27 protein-coding genes, 10 pseudogenes and 1 riboswitch are annotated in these 25,705 nt (G+C 58.9%); of the genes and pseudogenes, 26 read left to right on the top strand and 11 right to left on the bottom strand.

Annotated features, from left to right (window positions below; genetic code table 11):
* Positions 1 to 55: 55 nt before the first annotated feature.
* The 11 genes and pseudogenes from AC6I8M_RS11660 (at position 56) to AC6I8M_RS11610 (ending at position 8,548) form a co-directional block, all read left to right on the top strand.
* Positions 56 to 1,590: pseudogene (locus tag AC6I8M_RS11660) on the top strand (ABC transporter substrate-binding protein).
* Between the two features lie 18 nt (positions 1,591 to 1,608).
* Positions 1,609 to 2,534: pseudogene (locus AC6I8M_RS11655) on the top strand (ABC transporter permease).
* Entirely contained in the window at positions 2,534 to 3,400 is an 867-nt protein-coding gene (locus tag AC6I8M_RS11650; protein ID WP_498013387.1) for an ABC transporter permease, read from the top strand. The pseudogene AC6I8M_RS11655 and the gene AC6I8M_RS11650 overlap by 1 nt, the downstream one beginning before the upstream one ends.
* Positions 3,397 to 4,110: an ROK family protein gene (locus tag AC6I8M_RS11645; protein WP_010615669.1), complete on the top strand. Its 714-nt coding sequence runs from the start codon at positions 3,397 to 3,399 to the stop codon at positions 4,108 to 4,110. Before AC6I8M_RS11650 ends, AC6I8M_RS11645 begins: the two co-directional genes overlap by 4 nt.
* Positions 4,111 to 4,129: 19 nt before the next feature.
* Entirely contained in the window at positions 4,130 to 4,309 is a 180-nt protein-coding gene (locus AC6I8M_RS11640) for a hypothetical protein (protein WP_010615670.1), read from the top strand.
* Positions 4,310 to 4,413: 104 nt separating this feature from the next.
* Positions 4,414 to 5,637: an MFS transporter gene (locus tag AC6I8M_RS11635; RefSeq protein WP_010615671.1), complete on the top strand. Its 1,224-nt coding sequence runs from the start codon at positions 4,414 to 4,416 to the stop codon at positions 5,635 to 5,637.
* A 71-nt stretch (positions 5,638 to 5,708) separates the two neighbouring features.
* Positions 5,709 to 6,899, top strand: coding sequence for a catalase family peroxidase (locus AC6I8M_RS11630; protein ID WP_010615672.1), 1,191 nt, complete (start codon positions 5,709 to 5,711; stop codon positions 6,897 to 6,899).
* Positions 6,808 to 7,297: pseudogene (locus AC6I8M_RS11625) on the top strand (cytochrome b). Before AC6I8M_RS11630 ends, AC6I8M_RS11625 begins: the two are co-directional and overlap by 92 nt.
* Positions 7,297 to 7,801, top strand: a pseudogene (locus AC6I8M_RS11620) (sigma-70 family RNA polymerase sigma factor). The pseudogenes AC6I8M_RS11625 and AC6I8M_RS11620 overlap by 1 nt, the downstream one beginning before the upstream one ends.
* Positions 7,798 to 8,325 carry an anti-sigma factor family protein gene (locus tag AC6I8M_RS11615; RefSeq protein WP_022547254.1) on the top strand — a complete coding sequence of 176 codons (528 nt, stop codon included), beginning with the start codon at positions 7,798 to 7,800 and terminating at the stop codon, positions 8,323 to 8,325. The pseudogene AC6I8M_RS11620 and the gene AC6I8M_RS11615 overlap by 4 nt, the downstream one beginning before the upstream one ends.
* Positions 8,315 to 8,548, top strand: a complete 234-nt coding sequence (locus AC6I8M_RS11610) for a hypothetical protein (RefSeq protein ID WP_318285075.1) — start codon at positions 8,315 to 8,317, stop codon at positions 8,546 to 8,548. Before AC6I8M_RS11615 ends, AC6I8M_RS11610 begins: the two co-directional genes overlap by 11 nt.
* Before the next feature lies 1 nt (position 8,549).
* Here the strand turns inward: AC6I8M_RS11610 and AC6I8M_RS11605 are convergent.
* A pseudogene (locus tag AC6I8M_RS11605) lies at positions 8,550 to 9,358 on the bottom strand (LysR family transcriptional regulator).
* A gap of 114 nt (positions 9,359 to 9,472) precedes the next feature.
* Here AC6I8M_RS11605 and AC6I8M_RS11600 point away from each other — a divergent pair.
* Positions 9,473 to 10,198, top strand: coding sequence for a pirin family protein (locus AC6I8M_RS11600; protein ID WP_058948753.1), 726 nt, complete (start codon positions 9,473 to 9,475; stop codon positions 10,196 to 10,198).
* A gap of 253 nt (positions 10,199 to 10,451) precedes the next feature.
* Positions 10,452 to 10,661 (top strand): YMGG-like glycine zipper-containing protein, encoded by a 210-nt coding sequence (locus AC6I8M_RS11595; RefSeq protein WP_022547258.1) that lies wholly within the window; start codon positions 10,452 to 10,454, stop codon positions 10,659 to 10,661.
* A gap of 155 nt (positions 10,662 to 10,816) precedes the next feature.
* Here the strand turns inward: AC6I8M_RS11595 and AC6I8M_RS11590 are convergent, their stop codons facing one another.
* On the bottom strand, positions 10,817 to 11,254 hold the full coding sequence (locus AC6I8M_RS11590) for a 6,7-dimethyl-8-ribityllumazine synthase (RefSeq protein ID WP_010615677.1): 438 nt from the start codon (positions 11,252 to 11,254) through the stop codon (positions 10,817 to 10,819).
* Between the two features lie 171 nt (positions 11,255 to 11,425).
* Positions 11,426 to 11,545, top strand: a riboswitch (TPP riboswitch).
* A 126-nt stretch (positions 11,546 to 11,671) separates the two neighbouring features.
* Here AC6I8M_RS11590 and AC6I8M_RS11585 point away from each other — a divergent pair.
* From AC6I8M_RS11585 to AC6I8M_RS11545, 9 genes and pseudogenes are all read left to right on the top strand, one after another.
* Positions 11,672 to 12,616, top strand: coding sequence for an FAD-dependent oxidoreductase (locus AC6I8M_RS11585; protein WP_010615678.1), 945 nt, complete (start codon positions 11,672 to 11,674; stop codon positions 12,614 to 12,616).
* On the top strand, positions 12,600 to 12,797 hold the full coding sequence (gene thiS / locus AC6I8M_RS11580) for a sulfur carrier protein ThiS (protein ID WP_010615679.1): 198 nt from the start codon (positions 12,600 to 12,602) through the stop codon (positions 12,795 to 12,797). The genes AC6I8M_RS11585 and thiS overlap by 17 nt, the downstream gene beginning before the upstream one ends.
* Before the next feature lie 3 nt (positions 12,798 to 12,800).
* Complete coding sequence (locus AC6I8M_RS11575; RefSeq protein ID WP_498013386.1) at positions 12,801 to 13,559, top strand: thiazole synthase; 759 nt, start codon at positions 12,801 to 12,803, stop codon at positions 13,557 to 13,559.
* A gap of 10 nt (positions 13,560 to 13,569) precedes the next feature.
* Positions 13,570 to 14,538: a HesA/MoeB/ThiF family protein gene (locus tag AC6I8M_RS11570; RefSeq protein WP_010615681.1), complete on the top strand. Its 969-nt coding sequence runs from the start codon at positions 13,570 to 13,572 to the stop codon at positions 14,536 to 14,538.
* A gap of 77 nt (positions 14,539 to 14,615) precedes the next feature.
* Positions 14,616 to 15,026: pseudogene (locus AC6I8M_RS11565) on the top strand (ATP-binding cassette domain-containing protein); the annotation flags it as partial.
* Between the two features lie 27 nt (positions 15,027 to 15,053).
* Positions 15,054 to 15,251: an ABC transporter-like protein gene (locus AC6I8M_RS11560; protein ID WP_010615683.1), complete on the top strand. Its 198-nt coding sequence runs from the start codon at positions 15,054 to 15,056 to the stop codon at positions 15,249 to 15,251.
* Positions 15,235 to 15,968: pseudogene (locus tag AC6I8M_RS11555) on the top strand (ABC transporter permease). The gene AC6I8M_RS11560 and the pseudogene AC6I8M_RS11555 overlap by 17 nt, the downstream one beginning before the upstream one ends.
* A gap of 9 nt (positions 15,969 to 15,977) precedes the next feature.
* Positions 15,978 to 16,907, top strand: coding sequence for an ABC transporter substrate-binding protein (locus AC6I8M_RS11550; protein WP_010615686.1), 930 nt, complete (start codon positions 15,978 to 15,980; stop codon positions 16,905 to 16,907).
* Between the two features lie 185 nt (positions 16,908 to 17,092).
* Positions 17,093 to 17,560, top strand: coding sequence for a hypothetical protein (locus AC6I8M_RS11545; protein WP_010615687.1), 468 nt, complete (start codon positions 17,093 to 17,095; stop codon positions 17,558 to 17,560).
* Positions 17,561 to 17,636: 76 nt separating this feature from the next.
* On the opposite strand, the gene AC6I8M_RS11540 is transcribed toward AC6I8M_RS11545, so the two are convergent.
* The 3 genes and pseudogenes from AC6I8M_RS11540 to AC6I8M_RS11530 form a co-directional block, all read right to left on the bottom strand.
* On the bottom strand, positions 17,637 to 17,936 hold the full coding sequence (locus AC6I8M_RS11540) for a helix-turn-helix domain-containing protein (protein ID WP_010615688.1): 300 nt from the start codon (positions 17,934 to 17,936) through the stop codon (positions 17,637 to 17,639).
* A complete protein-coding gene (locus AC6I8M_RS11535; RefSeq protein ID WP_010615689.1) occupies positions 17,920 to 18,291 on the bottom strand; it encodes a type II toxin-antitoxin system RelE/ParE family toxin in 372 nt (123 codons plus the stop codon). The genes AC6I8M_RS11540 and AC6I8M_RS11535 overlap by 17 nt, the downstream gene beginning before the upstream one ends.
* A gap of 501 nt (positions 18,292 to 18,792) precedes the next feature.
* A pseudogene (locus AC6I8M_RS11530) lies at positions 18,793 to 19,720 on the bottom strand (LysR family transcriptional regulator).
* A gap of 136 nt (positions 19,721 to 19,856) precedes the next feature.
* Here AC6I8M_RS11530 and AC6I8M_RS11525 point away from each other — a divergent pair.
* Both AC6I8M_RS11525 and nfsB read left to right on the top strand, forming a co-directional pair.
* Positions 19,857 to 20,856, top strand: a pseudogene (locus AC6I8M_RS11525) (zinc-binding alcohol dehydrogenase family protein).
* Positions 20,857 to 20,960: 104 nt separating this feature from the next.
* Entirely contained in the window at positions 20,961 to 21,614 is a 654-nt protein-coding gene (nfsB, locus tag AC6I8M_RS11520; protein ID WP_010615693.1) for an oxygen-insensitive NAD(P)H nitroreductase, read from the top strand.
* A gap of 37 nt (positions 21,615 to 21,651) precedes the next feature.
* On the opposite strand, the gene AC6I8M_RS11515 is transcribed toward nfsB, so the two are convergent.
* The 5 genes and pseudogenes from AC6I8M_RS11515 to AC6I8M_RS11495 all read right to left on the bottom strand — a co-directional run bounded on the left by AC6I8M_RS11515 (position 21,652) and on the right by AC6I8M_RS11495 (position 23,796).
* Positions 21,652 to 21,756, bottom strand: coding sequence for a hypothetical protein (locus AC6I8M_RS11515; protein WP_498013811.1), 105 nt, complete (start codon positions 21,754 to 21,756; stop codon positions 21,652 to 21,654).
* Positions 21,757 to 21,869: 113 nt separating this feature from the next.
* Positions 21,870 to 22,310: pseudogene (locus AC6I8M_RS11510) on the bottom strand (amidase family protein); the annotation flags it as partial.
* Between the two features lie 42 nt (positions 22,311 to 22,352).
* A complete protein-coding gene (locus tag AC6I8M_RS11505) occupies positions 22,353 to 22,871 on the bottom strand; it encodes a hypothetical protein (RefSeq protein ID WP_318285077.1) in 519 nt (172 codons plus the stop codon).
* Positions 22,871 to 23,110, bottom strand: a complete 240-nt coding sequence (locus AC6I8M_RS11500) for an MBL fold metallo-hydrolase (RefSeq protein WP_022547265.1) — start codon at positions 23,108 to 23,110, stop codon at positions 22,871 to 22,873. The genes AC6I8M_RS11505 and AC6I8M_RS11500 overlap by 1 nt, the downstream gene beginning before the upstream one ends.
* The gene (locus AC6I8M_RS11495) at positions 23,104 to 23,796 is read right to left on the bottom strand and encodes an SDR family NAD(P)-dependent oxidoreductase (RefSeq protein ID WP_022547266.1); all 693 of its coding nucleotides are present in this window, start codon (positions 23,794 to 23,796) and stop codon (positions 23,104 to 23,106) included. The genes AC6I8M_RS11500 and AC6I8M_RS11495 overlap by 7 nt, the downstream gene beginning before the upstream one ends.
* Before the next feature lie 240 nt (positions 23,797 to 24,036).
* Between AC6I8M_RS11495 and AC6I8M_RS11490 the strand changes: the two genes are divergently transcribed.
* Both AC6I8M_RS11490 and AC6I8M_RS11485 read left to right on the top strand, forming a co-directional pair.
* Positions 24,037 to 24,306: a type 2 periplasmic-binding domain-containing protein gene (locus tag AC6I8M_RS11490; protein WP_022547267.1), complete on the top strand. Its 270-nt coding sequence runs from the start codon at positions 24,037 to 24,039 to the stop codon at positions 24,304 to 24,306.
* Positions 24,307 to 24,308: 2 nt separating this feature from the next.
* Positions 24,309 to 24,524: a type 2 periplasmic-binding domain-containing protein gene (locus AC6I8M_RS11485; protein WP_022547268.1), complete on the top strand. Its 216-nt coding sequence runs from the start codon at positions 24,309 to 24,311 to the stop codon at positions 24,522 to 24,524.
* A gap of 97 nt (positions 24,525 to 24,621) precedes the next feature.
* Here AC6I8M_RS11485 and AC6I8M_RS11480 read toward each other — a convergent pair whose 3' ends face one another.
* On the bottom strand, positions 24,622 to 25,641 hold the full coding sequence (locus AC6I8M_RS11480; RefSeq protein ID WP_010615697.1) for a LacI family DNA-binding transcriptional regulator: 1,020 nt from the start codon (positions 25,639 to 25,641) through the stop codon (positions 24,622 to 24,624).
* Positions 25,642 to 25,705: the final 64 nt, after the last annotated feature.

Raw genomic sequence — 25,705 nt, 5'->3', positions numbered from 1 at the left:
GCTGCCTGCCGGGCAATGACTCTTCACTCTTTGTCACTGATTCACTGAGGCCTTCATGCAAAGCACACTCAAGCATTTCAAGGTACTGACACTTGCCGCGGGTATTCGGCGTCGTTTTCCAGCGCATCGGTTTTGGCCGCTCAGCTGGTCATTATGCAAAACGAACCGCCGCGCAGCATGGACCCGGGCAATCAGACCGCGACCTTTACCGGCACGGTGCTGGACCCGATGTATGAAGGCCTGACGCGGCTCGGTGACGATGGCAAAATCATTCCGGCACTGGCGCTCTCCTGACATGCCGCCGACAGCGGACTGCACTGGGAATTTACGCTGCGCCCCAACGTTAAATTCCACTATGGCACGCCATTTAATGCCGATGCGGTCGTTGAAAACTTTCAGCGTCATCTGGATACGAAGCGCGGTCTGGCCGGAAGTGGGAAAATTCGCACCTTTATTCAGGACGTGCAGAAAAAAGATGACTTAACCGTCATCTTTACACTGAAGAAAATTAATCCGGCTTTTTTAACCGTGCTGGCATCCGGCCCTGGATTAATGGTCAGCCCGCAGGCCGATAAAGCCGGCACCATTAACAATAAAGGCGACGGTACCGGGCCATATAAACTGGCGCAGTATAAATCCGGTGAATTTGTCCTGGAGCAGAAGAATCCGGACTATTGGGGCAAGTCTGCCGGGCCGGACGAAATAAAATGGACCTGGAGCAGTGAGCCGTCAGTCATGAATATGGCGCTGCAATCCGGTCAGGTCGATATTATTAACCCGGTGCCGCCGCAATTTGCCGGCATGTTAAAAAATAATCCCAGCGTGCAGTTAAAACAGTCGCCGGGCGCGGCGGTATTCTGGATCGATCTCAATACGCAGAGTAAAGCCCTCAGTGATGTCAGAGTGCGCCAGGCGCTGAACTTCGCGACCGACCAGCAGGCGCTGGTGAAAGCGGTAATGTTTGGTTATGCGCAGCCGGCAAATTCCTCGCTGGCGCCGGTCGATGCCAACTACGACAAAGATTTGCATGACTATCCGTACGATGTGCAGAAAGCCAAAGACCTGCTCAAAGCAGCGGGCTATGCCGACGGCTTCGCCATGTCGATTGCCGTGCAGGCACTCGACGCACGCACCGCGCAGGTTCTGCAGGGTATGTGGAGCAAAATTGGCGTCAAACTCAGCGTGCGCCAGATGGAGAGCGGCGTGTGGGCCAAAGCGGCGTTTGCCGATGCCAAAGAGAAAGCCGCGCAGGGTACGGACGCGGTGCTGGCGTCCTGGTCCTCGGGGCTGTACGGCTCGGATCTGCAGTTGCGTCCGCTGTATCACTGCATCAGCTTTGCGCCCGGCGGGGCCAACCTCGGCTTCTTCAGCGACAAACGTACCGATGAGCTAATCGATAGTGCCGCCTCCACGCTCGACGATGCCCAGCGCAAAGCGCTCTATTTCTAGGCACAGCAGCAGATCAGCGGACTCGCCCCGCAGGTGCTGCTCTACCATCAGGACGATCTGTATGCGACGCGCAAAAATATCAGTGGCGTAACAATGCAACCGGGCGGCCAGATTGTGGTCCGTGATGCCGTGAAGAAATAGTGCTGATGGCTGATTGATATGAAAGCGTATGTCGCAAAAAAAGTGCTCTCGCTGCCGTTAATTATCTTCGGTGTGTCGATCATCGTGTTTATCGCCATCTGCGCGCTGCCGGGCGATCCGGCACGCCTGATGGCCGGCCCGGAAGCGTCGCAGGAAGCGGTGGACAGTATGCGGGTGCGGCTCGGGCTGGATCAGCCTTTGCCGCTGCAATACGTCAGGTTTGCCGGTGAAGCGCTGCATGGCAATCTCGGGCTGTCGCTGCAGTCGCAGCGGCCGGTGATGAACAAAATCAGCGAACGCCTGCCGTACACGCTGTCGCTGGCGGCGCTGGCGTACCTGCTGGCGATTGCCATCGGCGTGCCAGCGGGCATGACCGGTGCCATTTACCGGCAGCGCATTCCCGATCAGATCGTCATGGTACTGACCATTGCTGGTGCCTCGATTGCGAACTTCTGGCTGGCGTTGCTGGCGATGAACTACTTTGCGGTACAGCTCGGCTGGCTGCCGCTACTCGGCGCTGATTCGTGGCGCAACTATTTGATTGATGCCGACCGTGACGCTGGCGATTCTCCCGATGGCGATGATCGCGCGGATGACGCGCTCCAGCATGCTGGATGTGCTCAGTCAGGATTACATCCGTACCGCCAGAGCCAAAGGGTTATCGTCGGCCAGCGTTAACTGGAAACACGCGCTGCGCAATGCGCTGATACCGATTGTCACCATCGTCGCGCTGAATTTTGCGCAGCCTGATTGGGGGTGCAGTGGTGACAGAGTCGGTGTTTAACTGGCCGGGCATTGGCCGCCTGCTGGTGGATTCGGTGAAATACCGCGACTATCCGGTGATTCAGGGCGTGACGTTAGTGGCGGTAACCGGCGTGGTGTTGATGAATCTGGTGGGTGAGATAGTGATTGGCCTGCTCAACCCGAAAATAAGGTTCGACTGATGAACAGTTTCGACACGTCTCTCCAGCCGCCGCCCGCGCGCCGCCGCCAGATTGTGAGGTTTTTGCTTGGCAACCCTTCAATCACGACCGGAGGCGGGCTGGTGCTGGTGGTGGTGCTGGCTGCACTTTTCGCACCGCTGATTACTCACTGGGATCCTATCGAGCAGGATCTGTTGAACACGTTGCAGGCGCCTTCTGCTGCCCACTGGTTCGGCACCGATGATTACGGCCGCGATATTTTTGCCCGCGTCATCTATGGCGCGCGCATCACGTTGTTTGAGGTGAGTCTCAGCGTGGGCATCTCAATGGCGATCGGCATTCCTCTCGGCATCATCTCGGTGCTGGCCGGACGTAAAATCGATGCGCTGATCATGTGGCTGATGGATATTATTTTCGCCTTCCCCGGCATCGTACTGGCGATTCTGATTGTCAGCGTGCTCGGCGAGGGGCTGACGAACATACTGATCGCCATTTCGTTGTTCTCGATCCCGGTGTATGCACGTCTGAGTCGCAACCTGACGCTGGGACTGAAAAACATGGAGTATATCGAAGCCGCGCATATGCTTGGCGTGCGTTACCCGCACATTATCACGCACTATATTCTGCGCAACGCTATTGGCCCGCTGATTGTACAGTCGACGCTGACGGCTGGCGCGGTGGTGCTTTCTGCCGCCAGTCTGTCGTTTCTCGGGCTGGGCGTGCAGCCACCGATGCCGGAGTGGGGCACCATGATGAGCGACGGCCGCAACTTTCTCGGGCTAAATATTTACGTCTCCCTATTTCCCGGACTGGCGATTTTAATTACCGTGCTCGGTTTTTATGTGCTGGGCGACGGCCTGCGCGATGTAATGGATAAACGTTTATGACTCACCCGCACTCAACCGTGATCTGCCTCGATTTGGGCGGCTCCTTTATCAAGCTTGGCGTGATGAATGCGCAGGATCGGCTTACCCTGCTCGATCAGCAAAAAATCCCGGCGACGGACTGGCAGGCTTTTTGCGCCAGAGTTAGCGACATGATCGCCGGGCAGCATAACCATTTCAGCAGCCAGGCGGCTGTCGCCATTTCCACGGCGGGCATTGTGGCGCCGCAAACCGGCGAAATATTTGCCAGCAACATCCCGGCTTTTCACCGGCGTAATCTGGCGCGGGAACTGGGTGAGGTGCTGCAGCGGCCGGTGGTCGCACACAATGACGCCGACTGCTTTGCACTGGCCGAGGCGCTGGCCGGCAGCGGCAAAGGGCACAAAGTGGTGTTTGGCGCGATTCTCGGTTCCGGCGTGGGCGGTGGTCTGGTGGCGTACGGGCGTATTATCACCGGACAAAACGGCCTGACCGGCGAATGGGGCCACGGGCCGATTACCCTCACGGAAGTGACGCTGGCGGATCGTCGCATGCGTGTGCCGCGCCAGGCGTGTCCGTGCGGCCAGACAGAGTGTCTGGACACCTACGGCGGCGCGCGCGGGCTGGAAACGCTGCATCAGGTGCTGCACGCTGAAAGCGCCAGCAGCGCGGGCGCAGCAGACGATAGAAGCATGGCTGCAACTGGTAAGCGAGCCGCTCGCCTACACCATTAACATTACCGGCGCGTCGCGGGTGGCGGTAGGCGGCGGACTGGCTTCGGTCACCCCGCTGATTGCTGCGCTTAATGATGCGGTGCAGCGCTGCGTGTTGCGCAGCACAGCGCATCCTGAGCTTTTGCCCTTTCGCCCGTTGCTGGCGCTTTTTGATAACCGTGTCGCGCTCAAGGCTTCGTTGAACCCGATTCAACGTTAAATGCGCTAAGCTTGACGCGCTAAAACCCGCAGCAAAGAGGCTGGTGAACAGACACTGTCGCCAGCCTCTTTGCTGTTTTTTTCACCTGCGGTACGGAAAAAAACATGTCATCAGTACAACCTCAACTCTCTCAGCTCCCGGACGAGGCCTCGCTGCCGCGTCACAGCGTGCCAAAAGCGCTGTTCGCGCTGGGCACCGGCGGATTTGCCATCGGCACCGGTGAATTTGTCATCATGGGCCTGCTGCCCGATGCGGCGAAAGGCCTGAACGTCACGATTCCTGAGGCCGGCCATCTCATCAGCATTTATGCCCTCGGCGTAGTGATTGGCGCGCCGCTGCTGGCCATTCTCGGCGCGCAGGCTTCACGGCGTAATTTCCTGATGACGCTGATGGGCCTGTTTGCGCTGGGTAATCTGCTGAGCGCTGTCGTGCCGGGCTACCCAGCGATGCTGGTAGCCCGCTTTCTGGCGGGCTTTCCCCACGGTACCTTCTTTGGCGTTACGGCGCTGGTGGCGGCAGGACTGGTGGAGCGCGCGCGACACGTGCAGGCGGTGTCGATGGTGCAGCTGGGATTAACCATAGCCAATCTGATTGGCGTACCTGCCGTTACCGCCATCGGCCAGTGGTTTGGCTGGCGTGATGCGTTTGCCATCGTCGGCGGACTGGCGCTGCTGACACTGCTACTGGTTTGGCTTTGGGTACCCAATGTGGCCGGTGACAAGCAGGCCAGTCCACTGCGCGAGCTCTCGGCGCTGACGCGCAAGCAGGTCTTGCTGACGCTGGCGATTGGCGCGATTGGCAGCGGCGGCATGTTCTCGGTATTCAGTTACGTTAAACCCACCATGATGGAACTGGCCCACCTGCCGGAGAATTTGGTGCCGGCGATACTGGCGCTGTTTGGTCTCGGCATGATTATCGGCAACCTTGTCGGGGGACGTCTGGCCGATCGCGGGCTGGAAAAAACCATCCGCATTGTGCTGGTGTGGTCGCTGCTGGTATTGAGCGCGTTTGTCTTCGCGGCGCATTATGCGCTGGCGGGCGCGCTTAACGTGATGCTGGTCGGTACCATGGTGGCGCTGGGAAGCGTGCTACAGATCCGCCTGATGGACGTGGCCGGAGATGCACAAACCCTGGCGGCCGCGCTTAATCACTCAGCGTTTAACATTGCCAACGCGCTGGGGGCGTGGCTCGGCGGCATCACCATTTCCGCCGGGCTGGGCTGGCAGTCCACCGGCTGGGTTGGGGCCATTCTGTCCGTGCTGGGGCTGCTGATTCATGCCGTTGCGGTGCGCGATGCGCGCCGGACGCCGGCGCTCGCAATAAAATAATTTTTACCGCGCGGGAATAAACGCTGCGCTGGTTCGTCTTATGCCCACTTTTCCTTACTGAGTTGGCTAAGATGAACTTTAAACCCACGGTCAGACATCTGCCGTTGTTACTGCTGGTCGTCATTATTCCCGGATTACTGCTGGTGCTGTTTCTTGCTGCAGGCGGCTGGCTGACGCCGCAGCGCCTCAGTGCGCAAAGTCTGGTGCAGTCGCTGCAGCAAAACAGCGGTGTGCATCCGGGATACCCGCGCAATCATGCCAAGGGCGTGTGTGTTACTGGCGATTTTACCTCCAGCGGCAACGCGGCGTTTCTGTCACGCGCCAGCGTTTTCCAGCCGGGTACGGTGCCGGTGATTGGCCGCTTTGCCATTGCCGGCGGTAATCCGCATGCGCCGGATTATGGCGTGCCGGTGCGCAGCCTGGCGCTGGAATTTCAGCTGGCGCACGGAGAGCAGTGGCGCACCGGCATGAACGCGCTGCCGTTTTTGCCGGTCAGTACGCCGCAGGCTTTTTACGATCAGCAGCAGGCCAGTCGACCGCTGCCGCAGACCGGCAAGCCTGATGCGCAAAAGCTGATGGCGTTTACCGTTGCCCATCCCGAAGTTAAACCGTTCTTTGCTTGGGTGAAAACCCATGTGCTGGCCGCCAGTTGGGCGCAGGAGCGGTACAACAGCCTGAATGCCTTCCGCTTTACCAATGCGCAGGGTGAAACGCGCTTTGTGCGCTGGAGTCTGGTGCCGCGTACGCCATGGCAGCCGATCAGCGCGGCACAGCAGCAGCAGCCGGATTATCTGCAGAGCGACTTGCACGACCGGCTGGCGACCGCACCGCTGAAGTGGGATCTGGTGATCAGCGTGGCCCAGCCCGGCGATGCGGTGAACGATGCCAGCAAGGTGTGGCCAGCCGATCGGCAACAGATTGTCGCCGGTACGCTGACGCTGCGCGACAGCAGCCCGCAGCAGGGCGGTAGCTGCAATGACATCAATTACGATCCGCTGATTCTGCCGCAGGGTATCAGCGGTTCGGACGATCCGCTGCTCAACGCGCGCTCCGCCGCTTACGCTAAATCTTTCAATCTGCGTACGGCTGAACAGGCGCGCCAGCAGGAGAAAAATCATGAGTCACCAGACAACCCTGTTTCATCCGCTGCTGCGCATCGTACACTGGTTGATGGCGCTGGCCGTGCTGACCATGCTATTTATCGGCGTGGCGATGGTGGCGGATATCTCGACTGCCCATTCACTGTTGCTGGCGATACATAAACCGCTCGGCGTGGTGATCGCGTTGCTGGTGGTCGTGCGTATCGGACTGCGGCGTTACTATGGTGTGCCCGCCATGCCCGCGTCGGTGCCGGGCTGGCAGCAAACGGTGGCACATTTGACCCATCTGGTGCATCTATTTACTGATGCTGGCGCAACCGCTGGTGGGCTGGGCGATGCTGTCGGCAGGCGGTTTTCCGGTGACGATTGGCGAGGGTCTGGTGCTGCCGGTTAGCGTGGAAAGTTATGCCGTGCTGCGTCCGTTACATACGCTGCTGGCGTTTAGTCTGTTTGCGCTGATTCTGGCCCATCTGGCTGCCGCGCTGCTGCATGGTCTGATTTTACGGGATGGCGTGCTGAGTAGCATGACCGGACTGCGCCGGGTGCGAGAGCAAAAATAATGTCTGCATTGAGCGATGACGAAATCCGCGCATTACTGCCGCATTTGCAGCGTTTTGCGCTGGGGCTGACGCGTGAGCGCATGGCCGCTGAGGATCTGGTATAAAACACGCTGGTCAAAGCACTGGACGCGGCGCGCGGCGACACGCGCAGTCTGCGTGCCTGGCTGTTTTCCATTTTCTGGCATCAGTTCATTGATGGCGAACGCCGCCGCAAGCGCTGGCAGGCGATTATGACGCTGTTCAGCCGCGCCGAGCCGTTTGCCGAGTCGGCTTGAGCATCATGCCATCGCCGATGAGATGCTGGCGCTGTTCGCCCGTCTGCCGGCTGACAGTCGCGCATTGCTGCTCTTAGTCAACGTTGAAGGCATGCGTTATCAGGAAGCGGCTGACACGCTGGACATTCCGCTGGGCACTGTGATGTCACGGTTGTCGCGGGCGCGAAAACAGTTGCAGCACATGACCGAAGGCCTGCCGGCCCCGGTGACGTTGAGGAGATTAAAATGAATATCCCGCCCGATGAGAACCAGCTGCACGCTTGGCTGGATGGTGAACTGGATAGCGCCAGCCATCAGGCCGTCAGCGACTGGCTGGTGCAGCATCCTGACGTCGCCGCCCAGGTTGAGGGCTGGCGTCAGGACAAGCTGCGGTTGCAACAAAGCCTGCAGCGCAACATGGCGCGAACCGCCTTTACGCCACTGCAGCCGGCACAGCTGCGCCAGCAGCGCGCGCGGCAGCGTTATCAGCGGCTGGCGCTGGCCTGCTCGCTGGTGCTGGCGTTGGGGATCGGCAGTCTGTCCGGCTGGCAGATGACTGAACGCTTACAGAATCACCCGTTACCGATGGAGGATGCGGTACAGGCTTACCGGTTATTCGGCGATGGCGCGCAGCAGGCGACGATGGACATTAACACCCATCAGACGACACAGCTGGCCAGCTGGCTGAGCCGCTATTTTATCAATGGTACCCTGCCCGCCCAATCTGGAGCGCTTTGGCTATCAGCTCATTGGCGCGCGCCTGATGGCGAATGAGCATGGCGCCTCGGCGCTGGTGCTGTATCAGACCGCCAGCGGTACGCGCGTTGGCTGGTACATTCGCCCGCAAACCGTGCGGCTGGAAAAGGGCTCGCGCCAGGCGGACAATCTGGTGGCGCAATACTGGAGCGATCGCCACTATAACTATGCGCTGGTGAGCCCGATGAGCGGGGAAGCGGCACCGGCACTGCGTGCTGCGATAGGCAGTGAAGTGGGCTGATTCATTTGCCTGCCAGCTTTGCCTGCAGGAACGTCATGAATACCCGATTGATCTCGCTGCGCTGGCGATGCTGCGGATAAAGCGCATTCAGATGCAGCGAGGCCGGATGCCAGTCATCCAGTACCGTAACCAGTTCACCACGCGCCAGCGCCGGAGCCACGATAAACTCCGGCAGCAGGATCAGGCCCAGCCCGGCGACAGCCGCATCACGCAGCATTTCTCCGTTATTGCTGACCATCGGTCCCTGTACCGCCAGTACTTTGCGCGTGTCGCCCTGAAACAGCTCCCAGCCGGTCTGGCTTTCACGTCTATAGCGCAGACAGAGATGCTGCAGCAGATCCTCAGGCTCACGCGGTGCGCCCGCGCCCTGCAGGTAGGCCGGGCTGGCACAGATCACGCGGCGGAATTCCCCCAGCCGTTTAGCGATCAGGCTGGAGTCCGGCAGCGTGCCGATGCGGATCGCCATATCAAAACCTTCGCCCACCATATCCACATGCCGAACGACATCGGCACGCTGAGACGGAAACTGCCGCGCAGCACCTGACGATGACCGGACACCGCCAGTTCGGCTTCCTGCACATCATCCAGAATGCGCTGAGCATGCTGGGCAAACAGCTGGCCGTTGTCGGTAACGGACAGTTTGCGCGTGTTGCGATTCAGGAAACACGCACCGAGCGACTCTTCCAGCGCGGCGATGCGCCGGCTGACGTACTGCTTGGAGAGCATAAGCTGTTCAGCCGCAGCGGTAAAGTTGCCCGCTTTGATTACGGCGACGTAAATCCGGAGATCTTCAATCTGCGTATTGTCCACTTATCTGTGACAGTCATTGTCATACAGGCGTATTGTTGGGCAAATCAGTTTACGTATACTGGTCAGCAACGGGAAGGGCCTTCGCCCTCTAGGTAAAAATTTAAGGAGCAGACCATGATTGAACAACGACTGTCCGAACAACGTGGCTTAGGCGATCACGGCTGGCTGCATTCACGCCATACCTTTTCGTTTGCCAGCTACTGGGACCCACACCAGACCGGTTTCTCCGATCTGCTAGTGATTAACGATGATCAGGTGGCACCGGGTCGCGGTTTCGGTGCGCATCCGCACAACAACATGGAGATTATCTCCTACGTGCTGGAAGACGCGCTGGAGCATAAAGATTCCATGGGTACCGGTTCGGTTATCGTGCCCGGTGACGTGCAGCTGATGAGCGCCGGCAGCGGCGTGACGCACAGCGAGTTTAACCACTCGAAACAGGATAATGTGCACTTCCTGCAGATCTGGATTGTGCCGGCGGAACGCGGTACCGAGCCGGGTTACCAGCAGGTTTCAGTGGCAGAAGCCGACAAACGCGGCCAGCTGCGCCTGATTGTTTCGCCGCAAGGCGACAACGGCTCGCTGCGCGTGCGTCAGGATATGCGTATCTACGCGGGACTGTTTGACGGTGCCGAGCAGCAGACGCTGGAACTGGCTAACGATCGCTATGCTTATATTCATGTGGCGCGCGGCAGCATTGAAGTGAATGGCGTGAGCTTTAAAGCCGGCGACGGCGTGCGCGTGCGCAATGAGACGGCGCTGCAGTTCGCTAACGGTAACAATGCTGAAGTGCTGGTGTTTGATTTACGACTAGTAGAAGTTAATCATCCGCAGCGTTAATTCATTGCGCGGTAAGTCAACGAGGCATGGCGTGAACCTTCACGCCATGCCTTTTTATTTGGCTTAAGGTACGAATAATAACCAGCACCTGACAGGTCCGGCATAAAATAAGAATTTTTACCTTCCACAAAAATGCAAAGCCCCTTAAATTTGCCTCCAGGATAAGCACGCTACGCCAAGTATTTGGCGGCTAAACAACAAACAAAGTTAACACTATTACATTCCATTAGAATTAATGGTAATGAGGATTTTGATGGTTTTAAAACGCAGCTTTAGTATCGCAGTGGTATTAGTTTTAGCCTTTCCTGTAACGGCTTGTGGCATGTCTCATCGTGGCCGCAACATCGCTATCGGCGCCGGTGTGGGTGCGGTGGGTGGCGCCGTTCTGACCGGCGGCAGCACTTTCGGTACCCTCGGCGGCGCAGCTATCGGCGGCCTGATTGGTCACGAAGTAAGCCGCTAATTTCACCGGTACTCAGGATTTCGCCAGTATGAATGCTGGCGAAATCATTTCACTTCATAACCCGCCGTCAATAGCCCCGCGTTGAAATATTCATCGGCCAGAAATTTCTTTATTCAGTCCGGCCATCAATTATTACCGCTACCGCTTAAAAAATATTAATCGATCTGCAGCTGATGAATCGACAGGGCGGTGCGGGCGGCTTCCTTGCCTTTTTTAATAAAATGTTCGGTATAAAACGATTCAATCGCGTCGACCGGCTGAAAATTGTGCGGAGTGAGTGATACCGAAAACACCGGAACATTCGTGGCGAACTGCACATTCATCAGGCCATCGACTACGGCCTGCGCGACAAAGTCATGGCGATAGATGCCACCGTCGACCACCAGCGCGGCGCAGACAATCGCATCAAATTTGCCGGTTTCGGCCAAGCCTTTAGCCAGCAGCGGTATTTCAAACGCGCCGGGTACGTCGTCGCTTTTTAATGTATTTTCGACGCCTTGTTCTGCTAGTTCCTGCTCAAATCCCACCAGCGCGTTGTTCACGATCGCCTGATGCCATCCTGCTTTAATAAAAGCTACACGAAACTTATTCATAATGCTTCCATGATTAGCTGAAAAATTTATAAGTGAATAATAAAACAGTCTTTTTTATTTTTATCATCTACCCGCTATCCGTCTAGTATACCATAGGTTGCAATTTTGATCCACAATGCAGGCAGCGCGGTTAACGTGCTGCTTGACGCCAGCCAGCGCCTGCAATACAAATAGACGCGTCGGGGGAGTCTCGCCTGAGAGACTGAGAGGCTAATAGCGCACTGCGCGGCTTAGCGACCCTTTGAACCTGACCCAGTTGATGCTGGCGTAGGAAGACTGACGGCTCATGTGCAAAGCCGTCTGGCGCAAAGGCGAGTCCGATCGCTGGCGTCGATTCCCTTCACCTGTATCTGCGGGTCTCAGTTATCACTGAGAGGCCGATGTGAATTCCCCAGATTATTTACCGGAACGTTGTTCATGAACCGCTGGAGCGTGCTCGGTAGCGGCGTGTCCGGGCTTTGTGTTGCCACGCTGCTGGCTGAGCGCGGCGAAACCGTAGACGTCATTGACGATGAAGCGCGTCAGCCTGCCTCGTGGTTTGCCGGTGGCATGCTGGCGCCGTGGTGTGAAGCAGAAAGCGCGCCGGCGGACGTGATTACCCTCGGCCAACATGCTGCGGCATGGTGGCAAACGCGCGTTAGCAGCGTGGTGCTTCAGGGCACGTTAGTGCTGGCACCGCCGCGTGATAACCCGGAGTTAAACCGCTTCGCGCGCATGACGACGCAGCATCAATGGGTTGATCCGGCGTCGCTCGAACCGGCGCTGGAAAACCGATTTGCGCGCGGACTGTTTTTTCCGCGCGAAGCGCATCTCGATCCGCGTCGTGCGCTGGCTGAACTGCGTGACAAACTGCTGCAGCGCGGCGTCCGCTTTGATGCGCGCCAGCCATCGGGCCGGATCATCGACTGTCGCGGTATCCATGCCAGAGCGCAACTGTCTGGTCTGCGCGCGGTGCGCGGGGAAATGCTGATCCTGCAGAGTCATGAGGTGTCATTTTCCCGGCCGATTCGTCTGCTCCATCCGCGTTTTCCCTGTTATCTGGTGCCGCGTCGCGACGGCCACTTCATGCTCGGCGCCACCATGATCGAAAGCGACGATGCCAGCGCTATCAGCGCGCGCGCCATGATGGAACTGCTCAGCGCGGCCTACACCCTGCATCCGGCGTTGGCGGAAGCGCGCGTCATCGAAAGCGGCAGCGGTCTGCGTCCGGCATGGCCGGCTAATCTGCCGGAAATCCACTATCACAACGGTATTTTTTATCTTAACGGCATGTATCGTCACGGTTTTCTGCTGGCACCAATGATGGCAGAACAGCTGATGCAGCGCCTGTCTGGGGAGGTTAGCCATGAATATTCAGCTTAACGGCCGCACCATTAGCACTGAGGCCACCAGCCTCAGCGAATTGCTGATCGAACAGCAAATCGACGCGGCCTGTGTTGCCACCGCCTGCAACGGCGATTTTGTGCCGAAAAGTCAGTATGCCAGCCTGCAGTTACAGGAAGGCTGGCAGCTGGAAGTCCTGTCACCGATGCAGGGAGGCTGAGCGATGTTTTACGATTTTACACCGCAGTCACGTTTGCTGCTCGGCACCGCAGGCTACCCTTCACCGGCGATTTTGCAGCAGGCGATCGCCGCATCCGGCAGTGAAATTATCACTGTCAGCCTGCGCCGCGAAGGCACGGCGGGCGCGGCTTTTCGCGAGCTGCTGACGGGCCTGAATGTGCGCGTGCTGCCCAATACCGCTGGCTGCCACACGGTCAAAGAGGCCGTCACCACCGCGCACATGGCGCGCGAGTTGTTTAACACGCCGTGGATCAAGCTGGAAGTGATTGGTCATGCCGACACGCTGCAGCCCGATCCGTTCGCGCTGGTCGAAGCGGCACGCATTCTGTGCGCCGACGGCTTCCAGGTGTTTCCCTACACCACGGAAGATCTGATTGTCGGTGAAAAACTGCTGGCCGCCGGCTGTGAACTGCTGATGCCGTGGGGCGCGCCCATCGGCTCCGGCCAGGGATTGCGAAATATTGACGGGCTGCGAGCGATGCGAGCCTGGTTCAGCGATATTCCACTGATCATTGATGCCGGCATCGGCGCGCCGTCACAGGCGGCGCAGGCGATGGAAATGGGCTTCGATGCCATCCTGCTCAATACCGCCGTGGCGAAAGCGGGCGATCCGGTGGCGATGGCGCGCGCGTTCAGCCAGGCGATCGCCGCCGGGCAGGGCGCGCGCGATGCCGGGCTGATGGAGAAGCGTGATATGGCCGTGGCCTCAACGCCGATCTTCGGCCTGGCCAACCTGAAATAAGGAGCGCGCAATGGAACGCTACCTACGCCAGATAATGCTGCCGGAAATTGGCGTCGTCGGGCAACAGAAACTGGCTCGCGCCCGCGTGCTGGTAGCCGGTGCCGGTGGGCTGGCCGCCACGCTGCTGCCTCAGCTGACGGGCGCGGGCGTCGGTCAGCTGTGTCTATACGATGACGATCAGGTCGCGTTGCATAACCTGCATCGCCAGACGCTGTTCACCCTGCAGGATGTGGGTCGCAGCAAAGCTGTGGCGGCGCAGCAGGCTTTGCAGCAGCGCAATCCTGAGGTGCAAATCGAAGCGGTGCCCCAGGCGCTGAGCGCCAGCAATATCGCGCAGGCGCTGGCGGGGTGCGATCTGGTGATCGATGCCGCGGATAACTTTGCGGTGACCTACCAACTGTCTGATGCCTGCTTCCAGGCAGGCATACCGCTGATCAGCGCCTCGGTGCTGGGGCGTCAGGGGTATGCTGGCGGTTTTTGCGGCGGCGCGCCGAGCTATCGTGCGCTATTTCCGCAGCTGCCCGCTTCCGCGGCTAACTGCAACACCGCCGGCGTGATGGGCCCGGCCGTGTCGGCGCTGGGGGCGATGCAGGCGCAGATGGCGCTCAGCGTACTGCTCGGCCTGCAACCCTCACCGCTCGGCTGCATGGTCAAATGTGACTTCGTCAACTGGCACTTTCGTTCGTTCCGCTTTGATGCGGCACAGGAACCGGCACAGCCCGGCGTGCCGTTTATTGATGCTCACCTGTTACAGCCCGAAGACTGCATTGTGGAGCTGCGCAGCTACGAAGAGGCGCCCGCCAGCGTGGCCGAGCGGGTTGAGCGCGTGTTGCCGCATAAACTGGACGCCTGGCAGCCACCGGCGGATCGCCGCATCGTACTGGTCTGCGCCAGCGGCATGCGGGCGGCGCAGGCGGCCAGCGCGCTGGCGCAGCGCGGCTTTAACCAGCTGGCGATTCTGGCGGCGCGGCGGCCATAACGCAGGACATCCGCTTTGACCAGGTGAGCTTTGCCTAGGGCGAAAAACAGCTGTGCGATCGGCTCAATCTGCAACTGCGCGGCGGCAAAACCACGGTGCTGCTGGGCTGCAGCGGCATTGGTAAAAGTACGCTGCTGCGTCTGGTGGCCGGCTTAGTGCAGCCGCAGCAGGGCAGCCTGAGCGGTATTGCGCAGCACGTGGCATGGATGGGGCAGCAGGATCTGCTCTATCCGTGGCTGACGGTGCTGGAGAATGTGATGCTGACTGCGCGTCTGAGCGGTGCGAAGCCGGACCGCGTGCGGGCGCACCATTTGCTGGCACAGGTGGGACTGGAAGACGAGGCGCAAGCCGCGCCGTCGCAGCTCTCTAGTGGCATGCGGCAGCGGTTCGCGCTGGCGCGCACGCTGTATGCACAGCGCGAGCTGGTGCTGATTGATGAGTCGTTCGCCACGCTGGATGTTATGACCAAACACCAGCTGCAAACGTAGACCGCGACGCTGCTGCGCGGTAAAACGGTGCTGCTGGTGACGCACGATCCGCTCGAAGCCTGCCGCATGGCCGATGACATCCTGCTGTTGCACGGCCAGCCGCTACAGGTGACGCTCTGGCCTGTACCGACCGGTACGGTGCCGCGCGCGCTCAATGATGCCGGATTGCTGCAGGCGCAGGCCGAACTCTTTTCCCGACTGAATTCCTATGAAAAAGCTGAGTAGTGTTATCTACCTGATCGCGGTGGTGCTGGGCGTGTGGCTGCTGGCGCGGCACAACGGCGTACCGGCATATCTGCTGCCGGCACCGCAGGCGGTGCTGGAGGCCCTGTGGCAAAAGCGGCAGCTGCTCGCGCATCACGCGCTATTTACGCTGGCGGAAATTGTGCTGGCGCTGCTGCTGGGCGTCGGCGGCGGCGTGGTGCTGGCGGTGCTGATGGCCTCCAGCCCGCTACTGCGTCGGGTGCTGTTTCCGCTGGTGACAGCCAGCCAGACCATCCCGGTATTTGCGCTGGCCCCGCTGCTGGTGCTGTGGCTGGGTTTTGGCATCGCGTCAAAAGTCGTGGTGGCGGCGCTGATTTTGTTTTTCCCGCTGTGCCTGTCGCTGTTCGACGGTTTGTGTCGTACGCCTGCCGGCTGGCTGGAGCTGGCGCAGACCCTGTATCCCTCGCGCTGGCGTATTTTCTGGCGCGTGCGCTGGCCGGCGCGCTGCCGCAGTTTTTCGCCGGCCTGCAGATGGCGGTGGTGCTGGCACCAATTGGGGTGGTGATCGGCGAGTGGGTCGGTGCCAGCGAAGGGCTGGGCTACCTGATGATGCAATCCAACGCGCGGCTGGAAACGGCCACCAGTTTTGCTGCGCTGCTGCTGCTAATAAGCCTGGCGCTGCTGCTCTCAGCGGCCGTGGCGCTGGTGCGTAAAAAATTTCTCTGGCAATCATACTAAGGAACTTGAGTGAATAGACTTCTTCGTGCCATCGCTTCGTTACTGCTGCTGGCCACCGTCAACGCGCAGGCAGCCGAAAAGGTGCGGCTGCTGCTCGACTGGTTCATTAACCCTAACCACGCGGCGATCTTTGCCGCTCAGTATAGCGGGGCGTTTGAACAGCAGGGGCTGGATGTCGAGATGATCGCACCGGCGGATTCCGCGTCAGTGCCGCTGTTGCTGGCGGCAGGCAAAGCGGATCTGGCGATTAGCTATCAGCCGCAGCTCTATACGCTGGTGGACAAGCAGGTGCCGGTGATCCGGGTTGGCACTCTGATTAACCAGCCGCTGAACACCCTGACAGCCGTATCGGACGATATCCACAGTATTAAAGACTTTGCCGGTAAATCGATTGGCTATGCGATTCCCGGCGCGGAAGATGTGGCTATCCGCAATATGCTGAAATCGCAGGGTGTCGACGTTAACAGCGTGAAGCTGGTTAATCTGAATATGGACGCCGTCTCCGCGCTGCTGACGCATAAAATTGACAGCGCGCTGACCATCTTCCGTGACTACGAGCTGCTGGATTTGCAGGACAAAGGCGCAAAGCCGGTGTCGTTTAAACCGGAAGATTACGGCGTGCCGGCCTATGATGAGTTGATCATTCTGGCCAACAGCAACACGGCGGCAAACGATCCTCGTATTCCGGCATTTCTGCGTGGGCTGGATGCGGGCATCGCTTGGCTGCGCGCTCACCCGCAAGAGGCGTGGCAGGCGTTCATCAAGCGTTACCCTGAACTGGATACGCCGCTCAATCATCAGGCCTGGCAGGATACGCTGCCTTATTTTGCAACGCACAGCGCGGCATTCAATCAGGCACGCTATCAGGCATTGGGTGAATATATGAAAGCCAACGGGCTGATCACCACTGTGGCGCCGCTGGCGCGCTATTCACTGTAATCCGTCCGCTTGCGCCGTTTTCCCGGGCCGGGAGAACGGCGCGCGTTGACATTGCGTGCGGCCGGGGGACAAACGGAGACCCGCATCCCCGGTTTTCGGAAAATACTGGATTTCTGTGACTGTTATCACTGCGCGGGTAACGCTAAAATAAATACTTCTCATTTAGCAGAAGGTTTTTCGTCACGATGTTTTCGCGTTTCACATTGGCCACTTTAACGGCCACACTCCTGCTCACCGGCTGCGCGCGTCATGCTGCCAGCGACAGCAGCGCTGATGCCGCCGCCGCAGAAGCCCCGGCTACCGCTTCCGCTCCGATCGAAAACAACGACATCGCTTCGCCGTTTGCCAGCGGACCGACCGTCATCAATGTCTCCCATCTGGTGACGCGCACCGATGATGGCTCATCCGTGTACGTGACGGTGGATGGTCAGGAAGCAGGACTGCTGCAAAAGGGCGAGAGTAAAGAGCTCCGCGTCCCGGCCGGTAAACACCAGATTGGCGGCTACGTGCAAACACTGTTTGGTTTTGGCAACGTGACCATTCCTACGGTCGATGTCACAACAGATACCAATGGCCCGAAAAACGTGGTCTATTCCGTTACGCGGCAAAAACCGCAGTTCAGCGAAAGCGCTGCCACGCCAAATAACTCCTGATTGACTGCGGTGCAGGCCGATGCTGCCACCGTTGATCTGAGTCTGGGGCAGGGCGTTATGCGCTCTGCCTGAATTGTCAGATAATTAAGTCGACATGCTGGCCACCCGGCATCTTTACACCCAGCGTCAGCTCTCCACCCAGCGCCTCAATGTATCGCTTCAGCGTGGAAATTTTTAACTCTGCTCCACGCGCTTCCATCGCCGCCACAGATGACTGGGCAATATGCATGGCCTGCGCTTGCTGACGCTGAGTTCGCTGCATCTGCTCACGTAATTGATAAAGCTGGTATTCCTGACGCATCTGGCTGACGCGTTCATCTACCTGATGTTGCTGTTCGGGCGTCAGCGCCGCCAGCATCTCATCCAAGGTTTTCATTATGAGTTTCCCCGATTGCGTTCAGATTATGATGGTATTCGGTTTCGGCAATGCGAAGCATCTGCTGATAGAAACGCTTCTGATTTTTACCCTGTTTGTTGCTGGCACACAGCACAATCGCATGGCGGCGTGGATCGAAAACAAAAAAGCTGCGGATGGGACGACCTTTACTTTGCACGCGTAGCTCTTTCATATTGGGCACCCGCGATAACATCAGGATATCAACGAAAGGGCGTCCGAGATGCGGACCGTCCTGCGCCAGAAGCTTCAGGGCGGCAAGCACGTCGAGACGCAACGCTTCATCCTGAGCCTGCAACCATTTCCAAAACCGATCTGTTGCTTCAACCTGCCACACGATGCCATCCTTGATAGTCTATAGTCTATTTTATCGTCTGCAGTCTATCAAGGCTCACGGATTAAAAAATCCGTGACGGGGAATTTATCTCATCTTTCGAGTCTGGCTCGCAAAAAAACAACGGTAAATCGCAGCGCAATAAGCCATCAGTGCATCAACGCATAAACGACATCAATCGCGTTGATGACCAGGAAGAATAGGATAATGTGGGTGAGGGCATTAACGGACATCGCTTTAGGTTGAGACATCATCAGTCCTGAATAATTAACGTGAATACAGTGAAGTAACGTTAAATATTACCTGTTAAGAATAAGGTTACTATGCTGTGCTACGGTTATCAGAGGTGCCGGACGGCTGCGTTCTCATTCGCGGGTTCAGAAGACACTACATTTCATCCGCTTGCGGCAGCGCGTCCTTGATTTTAAAGATAAATCGCAGAGGCATTCGCCTGATGGCTGGCCCGGATTGCGTGGCTGATGGCGTTGAGGCGCAGCGGTGAGATTAAATCGCCGGTAAGATTTGCGCCGTCAGAGTGCGTAAATGTTCACGCAGTAATTGATGTAAAGCGCGAATCGCCGGCGAGAATTGTTTGCGATGCGGGCAGATTAAATGCAGCGGCGTGCTTTCGCCTGGCAACTGCGGCAGCACCCGTTCCAGCCGTCCGTGTCTGATATCGTCGCAGACATCAAGCCAGGATTTATAAGCAATCCCCATCCCCGGCAATCGCCCAGCGGCGAGCCACTTCAGCGTCGTCGCACAGCAGCCGGCTTTTCACCGTGATTTGCCGCCGCATCCCTTCCTGCGGAAAGGTCCATTTATCGTACACGTGGCCGCCCATGACAAACGGCAGACAGTGATGCTGTGCCAGATCCTCGAGTTTTTCCGGACGGCCATGTCGATCGAGATAATCGGGTGCGGCGACCATCACACGGCGGTTTTCTTCCGCCAGCGGTAGCGCGACATAGCTGCTGTCCTCCAGCTTACCTTAGCGAATGGCGATATCCACCGGATCGCGGAACACGTCGCTCACCTGATCGGAAAACGAGAGACGCAGCCCGAGCGCCGGATGCGCCCGGCAAAATTCTGTCAGCAGTGGCAGAATAATATGGTGGCCGATGTCAGACGGCAGAGCGATTTTCAGCTCGCCGCTCAGGGCATCGTCATGGCTTTGCAGGCTTTCCGCACCGGCGTGCATCAGCGCCAGCATCTCCTGCGCGAACGGCAGATACTTTTCGCCTTCCGCCGTTAAACGCAGGCTGCGCGTCGATCGCGCAAACAGGGGGCGATCGAGATCGCGCTCCAGCCGCTGAATGGCGGCGCTGACCTGACCGGGCAGCAGGTTGGCTCCGCGCGCTGCGCGGGAAAAGCGGGAAAAGCTGCCCAGCGCGGCAGAGCGCACAAACAGGGTGACATCTTCTAAACGAATCATCGACGTTCTCGCCATTATCGGGATTTTCACTCTACGAGTGAAAGTGTTGTCCTGCAACAGGCATTTTTCCCGGCGCGATGTCTGGCTATGCTGCTGTCAACACCCTGAAAATATTCACTCACCTGGAGCCTGTTGCATGAAAGCGATTGTTTATAGCCAAAACGGTTTACCGATTTCAGATGAAAATGCGTTGTATGAACTGGACGTGGCGAAACCGCAGCCAGGCGCACGCGATCTGCTGGTGAAAATCAGCGCGATTGCGGTTAACCCGGTTGATACCAAAGTGCGCGCTGGCGCCCCGACGGACACGCCGCGCATTCTCGGCTGGGATGCCGTGGGCGTGGTCGAGGCGGTGGGCAGCGATGTCACGCTGTTTCAACCCGGAGATGAAGTTTACTACGCCGGCGACATCACACGCGCTGGCAGCTATGCCGAGTACGGACTAGTGGATGAAACGCATCGCCGGACTCAAGCCGCGCACGCTGAGCGACGCCGATGCCGCCGCGCTGCCGCTGACGTCGCTCACCGCGTGGGAACTGCTGTTCGATCGCCTGGAAATTGATGCTGCCGACGAAGGCACATTGCTGATCATTGGCGCGGGCGGCGGCGTGGGTTCTATGCTGACGCAGTTGGCGCGCAAACTGACCCGACTGACGGTAATTGGTACCGCCTCTCGCCCGGAAACAGCCGACTGGGTGCGTTCGCTGGGTGCCCATCATGTTATCGATCACCAGCGTCCGCTGGGCGAGCAGCTGGCAGCGATTGGCCATAAAGAGGTGCGCTACGTGGCCTCACTGACCCATACCGACAGCTACTATCCGCAGTTGATCGATGTGCTGGCCCCGCAGGGCAAACTGGCGCTGATTGACGATCCGGAAACATTGGATGCGGTGCCGCTGAAGCGCAAAGCCATCTCGCTGCACTGGGAACTGATGTTTACCCGCTCGCTGTTCCATACCGCCGATATGCAGCGTCAGCATCAGATTCTGCAGCAGGTTAGTCAGCTAATTGACGATCAAACCCTGCAGACCACCGCTGGCGAGCATCACGGCAGCATCAGCGCGGCCAACCTGCGTAAAGCGCCGCTGATTGAGAGCGGTCGCGCACGCGGCAAGATTGTCCTCAGCGGCTTTTAAGTCATTAAAACACGTAAGGTTAACCGTCCGTCAGCCCGGGCGGTTATGGTCGCGACTTTGCTATTTATCTGCGCTATGGCGCAATCTTCAATCAGGAGACTCTCATGACCCTTAATGATGCGGTTGCCCGCCGTCACACCGTAAAAGCTTTCTCTGCGGGCAAAACGCTGCCGCAGCAGGAGATCGACACGCTGCTTAACCTGCTGCGCAACAGCCCGTCATCGGTTAACTCGCAGCCGTGGCACTTTGTTGTCGCGTCGACTGCAGAAGGGCGGGAAAAGATGGCGCAATCCACCAGCGGCGCGTTCATTTACAACAACCCTAAAGTGCTGAACGCCTCACACGTGATTGCGCTGTGCATGCGCACCGATCTGGATGAAGCGCACCTGCAAAATGTGCTGGCGCAGGAAGAGAAAGACGGGCGTTTTGCCAAACCAGAAGCCAAAACCGGGCAGGATAAGAGCCGCCGCAGTTACGTAGATATGCACCGTTATGAGCTGCGCGACGTGCCGCAGTGGATGGAGAAACAGGTCTATCTGGCGCTGGGCGGACTGTTACTGGGCGCAGCGATGCTCGGCATTGATGCCACCCCGATGGAAGGCTTTGATGCGCGCGCACTTGACCAAGCGCTGGGCCTGCGCGAACAGGGCTTTACCAGCGTGGTGCTGGTTTCGCTTGGCTATCGCAGTGAGGAAGATTTCAACGCCACGCTGCCGAAATCGCGTCTGCCGCAGGACGAAATTTTCACCTTTATCTAAAGGACTTAACCAGGTGCGTGTCTGCGCACCTGCGCGCTTAGCATGGGAACCGCAGGCAGAAACGGGTAATGCCGTGTTCGCTGCTCACCGTGCAACTGCCCTGATGCAGTTGCATGATCCCGCGCACGATCGACAGACCCAGTCCGCTGCCGCCCTGCTGGCGTGACGCATCGGCGCGGCAGAAGCGGTCAAACAGGCGGTATCACTGCCTATCGCCAGTGGCACATAGCCAGCGGCCACCGCCACGGCTGAACCGTTGCTTGAACCTCCCGGAGAACGACCTTGCTGCCAGGCATTATGGGTAAAGCCGCTCAGCGACGACGCGCCGGTGATGCCTGCCGCCAGTTCATGCATGGTGGTTTTGCCGATGAGGATTGCGCCAGCCTGACGCAGAGCAGTAACCAGCGGGGCATCCTCGCTGGCAATCACGTCGCGCAGCAGCGCCGAACCGGCACTGGTCGGCCAGCCTTTGACTTCAATGTTGTCTTTAATCAGCAGCGGAATACCGACCAGTGGGCCAATTGGCGCATTCTGCTGCCGTGCGGCATCGCTGGCAGCGGCCGCAGCCAGCGCTTCATCGGCAAACAGCCAGCTGATGGCGTTATAGCGCGGCTGATCCACGTCAGCAATGCGCTGTAGCGCAAACGTGGTGAGCTGGCGGGCGCTCACCCGGCGCTGGGCCAGCGCCTGTTGCATATCCCCCAGCGACGCGGTGAGGTAATCAGCGTATTGCATTGTTCAGGCCTCCACCGGAATCCATTGCCGCTCTGGCGAAACCCGGCCGCACGAACTGCCGGCAAAGTGTGAGCTGCACCAGAGTGCCTGATGGCTGATGCACCAGTCTATCAGTAACTGACGTGACGTTACGGCGCGTGGTAAATCCTCACAAAAAACTGAGTTCCATTGCGGGTGTGCAAACTGAACTGGATGATGCATCACATCACCGCTAAATACCGCGTGGGCACTGGCGCTTTGCAGCACAATTGAGGCGTGATTGACGCTGTGGCCCGGCGTCGGCATATAGCGCAGCACACCGGTAAATAGCGGGGAGTGCTGCACATCAATGGTTTCCAGCTGGCCGCTCGCCAGCAGCGGCGCAAGGCTATCGTGATACAGCGCCTGCATCGACGGCGTGCTGCGGCACTGCGCCAGTTCACGCGCTGAACAGATGTACCGCGCATGGCGAAACATCGGCTGCCAGCGGTCAGCGCGCCAGCAGGTATTCCAGCCGACAGGATCGGTGTGGATATGCGTCATCAGCACCAGCGTAACTTCATCAGGGTCACGCCCGCTTCGGCCAGACGTTCCGGCCACGCGGTTTGCAGCTGGTGAAACAGCGGCTTGTTATCGCGGTTGCGGCCATTGCCGGTTGCGGTATCAATCATGATAGTGTCGCGAGCGGTGCGCACCACCCAGCGATGAATGGATATCTCTGCCGGCTGCGCGCCACGCTGCGTCAGCTGATCGAACGCAAGCTGGCGTGAAACGCTTACCATGGCACTACGCGGCCGAGGTAATCGAGATAGTGCAAGCCGCCGCGTCCGGTCTGACTTTCCACCGTGTTGAGCAGATTCGGGATGCTCTCCTCAATGCTCAGTCGCGCCTGGGCGCCACCCATGTCGGTGCGCACCCAGCCGGGGGCCAGCAGCAGTAGCGTGCGCACATCGTCGTGACGCACGGCAAAGCTGCGCATAAACATATTCAGCGCCGCTTTACTGCCGCGATACACCTCGTAGTTGCCATGGGTGTTGTTGGTGAGGCTGCCCTGACCGGATGACATCACCGCCAGCGTGCCGCGCGCGCTGACGTTGTTTCTGAAGGTTTCCAGCACGCTCAGCGGGCTCAGCGCGTTGGTTACCATTACGCGGATAAACTCTTCCGTCGACACATCGGCAAGGGTTTCGCGATCGTCATTTTTCACGCCCGCGTTGACCAGCAGCAGGTCGAACTGCTGGCCGCTTAGCCGCAGATGCAGGGCGTTGACCTCTGCCGGCACGGTAATGTCCACGCTCTCCACCGTTAGCTGCTGCGGGTAGCGCTGCGCCAGCTGTTGCAGCGAGTGAAGGGAGTGCTGGCGCCCGGTCGCCACCACCTGATAGCCGCGCTGCAGCATATTCTCCGCCAGCGCGAATCCGAGGCCGCGCGAAGCGCCAATCAATAAAGCACGGGAAGCCCTGTTCATGACCCTCTCCTGGTTTTGGGGTGAGTGAAAAGTCTACCCTTGCATGACAACAGGCGGAACGTGCAGCATTTGCATAGATAACCTGCAGCAAACGCCTTGCCAGATGGCGCTCAATCGATAAGGATGATGCGATGAATACCGTCGATTTGAATTTACTCCCTGCGCTGGACGCGCTGCTCAGTGAAGGCAGCGTAGTGGGCGCTGCTGAGTCCACCGGCGCAACGCTTTGCTGCCGCCGAGTTGCAGCGCCATTTCACGTTGCGTACCAACGAAGGATTTGTTGAAGCATTTGGCAGCGCGCTGATCGCCGCAGTCCACGCGCAGGCGCCTGGCGTTCAGCTGCGTTTTATGCCGAAAGCAGAGAAAAATGATCGACCGCTGCGCAGCGGCGACGTCGATCTGGAGATTGACGTACTGGGGAATATGGGACCGGAGATTCGGCTGCAGGCGCTGTTTCGCGATCGCTTCGTCGGCGTGGTGCGCCCGGGCATCCGTTACTGGCGGACGTAACGTTGGCGCAGCTGGCCGCATATGGTCACATCGTGGCGTCAAGGCGTGGTGAGCTGGGCGGGCCGGTGCATGCGGCGCTGCTCGCCGCCGGTTTTACCCGTCAGGTGGCCGCCGTGGTACCCGCTTTTTCCACTGCCGTCGCGCTCACGCTGCACAGCGACTGGCTGTGCGCTGGTGCCGCATACGCTGTGCCTGCACCATCCGTTATTCAAAGATAATCCGGCGTTTGCGATGTTTGAATTACCGTTTGCCACGCCAGAGGTGACGGTGTCACAGTTGTGGCATCCGCGGCTGGAGCAGGATGCCGCGCTTAGATCAGCCGCCGCGCACCGAGCCACGCCATACCACATCGGCCTGATACAGTAGCGTGTCGTGCTGCTGCTCACTCTGCGGCGTAAAGCCAGTCTCTGCCTGTTCCGTCTGCGTCAGCCACGCGATGGCGTCGCGGGCAAAGCGCTCCACCGGCTGGGCGAAGGTGGTGAGATTGTAAGAGGACCAGCCAGCCTGCGCGATGTTGTCGTAGCCGATCAGGCACAAATCCTCCGGGACGCGCAGCTGGAAACGGTGGCGCGCTTCATCCATGAAACTGCAGGCCATCGGGTCGGTGACGCAGAACACCGCGTCCGGGCGCTGATGACGCGTCAGCAGGCGATGCGCTAGAATCTGACCGCTTTCATACGAGGTGGTGCCGAACCGCTCCACGCTGACCGTCAGTCCGGCGCGCTCCGCCACGGCGATAAACGCCGCTTCGCGTTTGATCAGGCTCGGCGTACCGGCCAGCGAATTGGCGAACGCCAGCTGACGACAGCCGGCGCGCTGAAACGCCATCACTGCCGTTTCGGCCGCCGCCTGCGCGTCGAGGTTGATGCTGAGCGAGCCCGGCAGCGCTTCGTCGCGGTTGATCAGGATGATGCGCTGCCCGTGCTGATAGCACTGGCGGGTGATGGTGCGATCCGGCATGCCGGAAAGGATGATGGAGGCATCGGCGCGAAAATTGATCGCCTGCAGCAGCGCGGCGGAGACGCTGTTGTCGGAACGATCGGTATTAATCAGCATCGCCACTTTGCCCGCTTCCTGTAAAAACTGTGTCAGCCAGCGCACCAGAGTGGCGCGGTAAGGCGTCGCGATTTCAGAGACGATCAGGCAGACAATGCCGCTGCGGTTGCGCACCAGCCCGCGCGCCAGGTGGTTAACGTGATAGCCCAGTTCCTGTGCCGCTTTCATTACCCGGGCACGCGTGGCTGCAGAAACGCTGGCACTGGGCGTAAAGGCGCGCGACACGCCCGCGCGATCCGCCACATCCTGTGCGCTCACCCCGGCTTTGTCATTCTGCATCTTCAACTCCTCACAATTACAGCTGAAAAGCAGTCTGCCGTAAATTGCAAAGCTGTGCAATTTG

It is taken from the genome of Type-A symbiont of Plautia stali (assembly GCF_059731155.1).
The sequence above is the reverse complement of the archived record's forward strand: the minus strand, read 5'-3'. Positions and strand labels throughout refer to the sequence as shown.

Excerpts from the sequence above, each read along its gene's own strand:
- AC6I8M_RS11650 (WP_498013387.1), top strand. The coding sequence starts at position 2,534 with ATGAACAGTTTCGACACGTCTCTCCAGCCGCCGCCCGCGCGCCGCCGC.
- AC6I8M_RS11645 (WP_010615669.1), top strand. The coding sequence starts at position 3,397 with ATGACTCACCCGCACTCAACCGTGATCTGCCTCGATTTGGGCGGCTCC.
- AC6I8M_RS11635 (WP_010615671.1), top strand. The coding sequence starts at position 4,414 with ATGTCATCAGTACAACCTCAACTCTCTCAGCTCCCGGACGAGGCCTCG.
- AC6I8M_RS11630 (WP_010615672.1), top strand. The coding sequence starts at position 5,709 with ATGAACTTTAAACCCACGGTCAGACATCTGCCGTTGTTACTGCTGGTC.
- AC6I8M_RS11615 (WP_022547254.1), top strand. The coding sequence starts at position 7,798 with ATGAATATCCCGCCCGATGAGAACCAGCTGCACGCTTGGCTGGATGGT.
- AC6I8M_RS11610 (WP_318285075.1), top strand. The coding sequence starts at position 8,315 with ATGGCGAATGAGCATGGCGCCTCGGCGCTGGTGCTGTATCAGACCGCC.
- AC6I8M_RS11600 (WP_058948753.1), top strand. The coding sequence starts at position 9,473 with ATGATTGAACAACGACTGTCCGAACAACGTGGCTTAGGCGATCACGGC.
- AC6I8M_RS11595 (WP_022547258.1), top strand. The coding sequence starts at position 10,452 with ATGGTTTTAAAACGCAGCTTTAGTATCGCAGTGGTATTAGTTTTAGCC.
- AC6I8M_RS11590 (WP_010615677.1), bottom strand. The coding sequence starts at position 11,254 with ATGAATAAGTTTCGTGTAGCTTTTATTAAAGCAGGATGGCATCAGGCG.
- AC6I8M_RS11585 (WP_010615678.1), top strand. The coding sequence starts at position 11,672 with ATGAACCGCTGGAGCGTGCTCGGTAGCGGCGTGTCCGGGCTTTGTGTT.
- thiS (WP_010615679.1), top strand. The coding sequence starts at position 12,600 with ATGAATATTCAGCTTAACGGCCGCACCATTAGCACTGAGGCCACCAGC.
- AC6I8M_RS11575 (WP_498013386.1), top strand. The coding sequence starts at position 12,801 with ATGTTTTACGATTTTACACCGCAGTCACGTTTGCTGCTCGGCACCGCA.
- AC6I8M_RS11570 (WP_010615681.1), top strand. The coding sequence starts at position 13,570 with ATGGAACGCTACCTACGCCAGATAATGCTGCCGGAAATTGGCGTCGTC.
- AC6I8M_RS11545 (WP_010615687.1), top strand. The coding sequence starts at position 17,093 with ATGTTTTCGCGTTTCACATTGGCCACTTTAACGGCCACACTCCTGCTC.
- AC6I8M_RS11540 (WP_010615688.1), bottom strand. The coding sequence starts at position 17,936 with ATGAAAACCTTGGATGAGATGCTGGCGGCGCTGACGCCCGAACAGCAA.
- nfsB (WP_010615693.1), top strand. The coding sequence starts at position 20,961 with ATGACCCTTAATGATGCGGTTGCCCGCCGTCACACCGTAAAAGCTTTC.
- AC6I8M_RS11505 (WP_318285077.1), bottom strand. The coding sequence starts at position 22,871 with ATGACGCATATCCACACCGATCCTGTCGGCTGGAATACCTGCTGGCGC.
- AC6I8M_RS11500 (WP_022547265.1), bottom strand. The coding sequence starts at position 23,110 with ATGGTAAGCGTTTCACGCCAGCTTGCGTTCGATCAGCTGACGCAGCGT.
- AC6I8M_RS11495 (WP_022547266.1), bottom strand. The coding sequence starts at position 23,796 with ATGAACAGGGCTTCCCGTGCTTTATTGATTGGCGCTTCGCGCGGCCTC.
- AC6I8M_RS11480 (WP_010615697.1), bottom strand. The coding sequence starts at position 25,641 with ATGCAGAATGACAAAGCCGGGGTGAGCGCACAGGATGTGGCGGATCGC.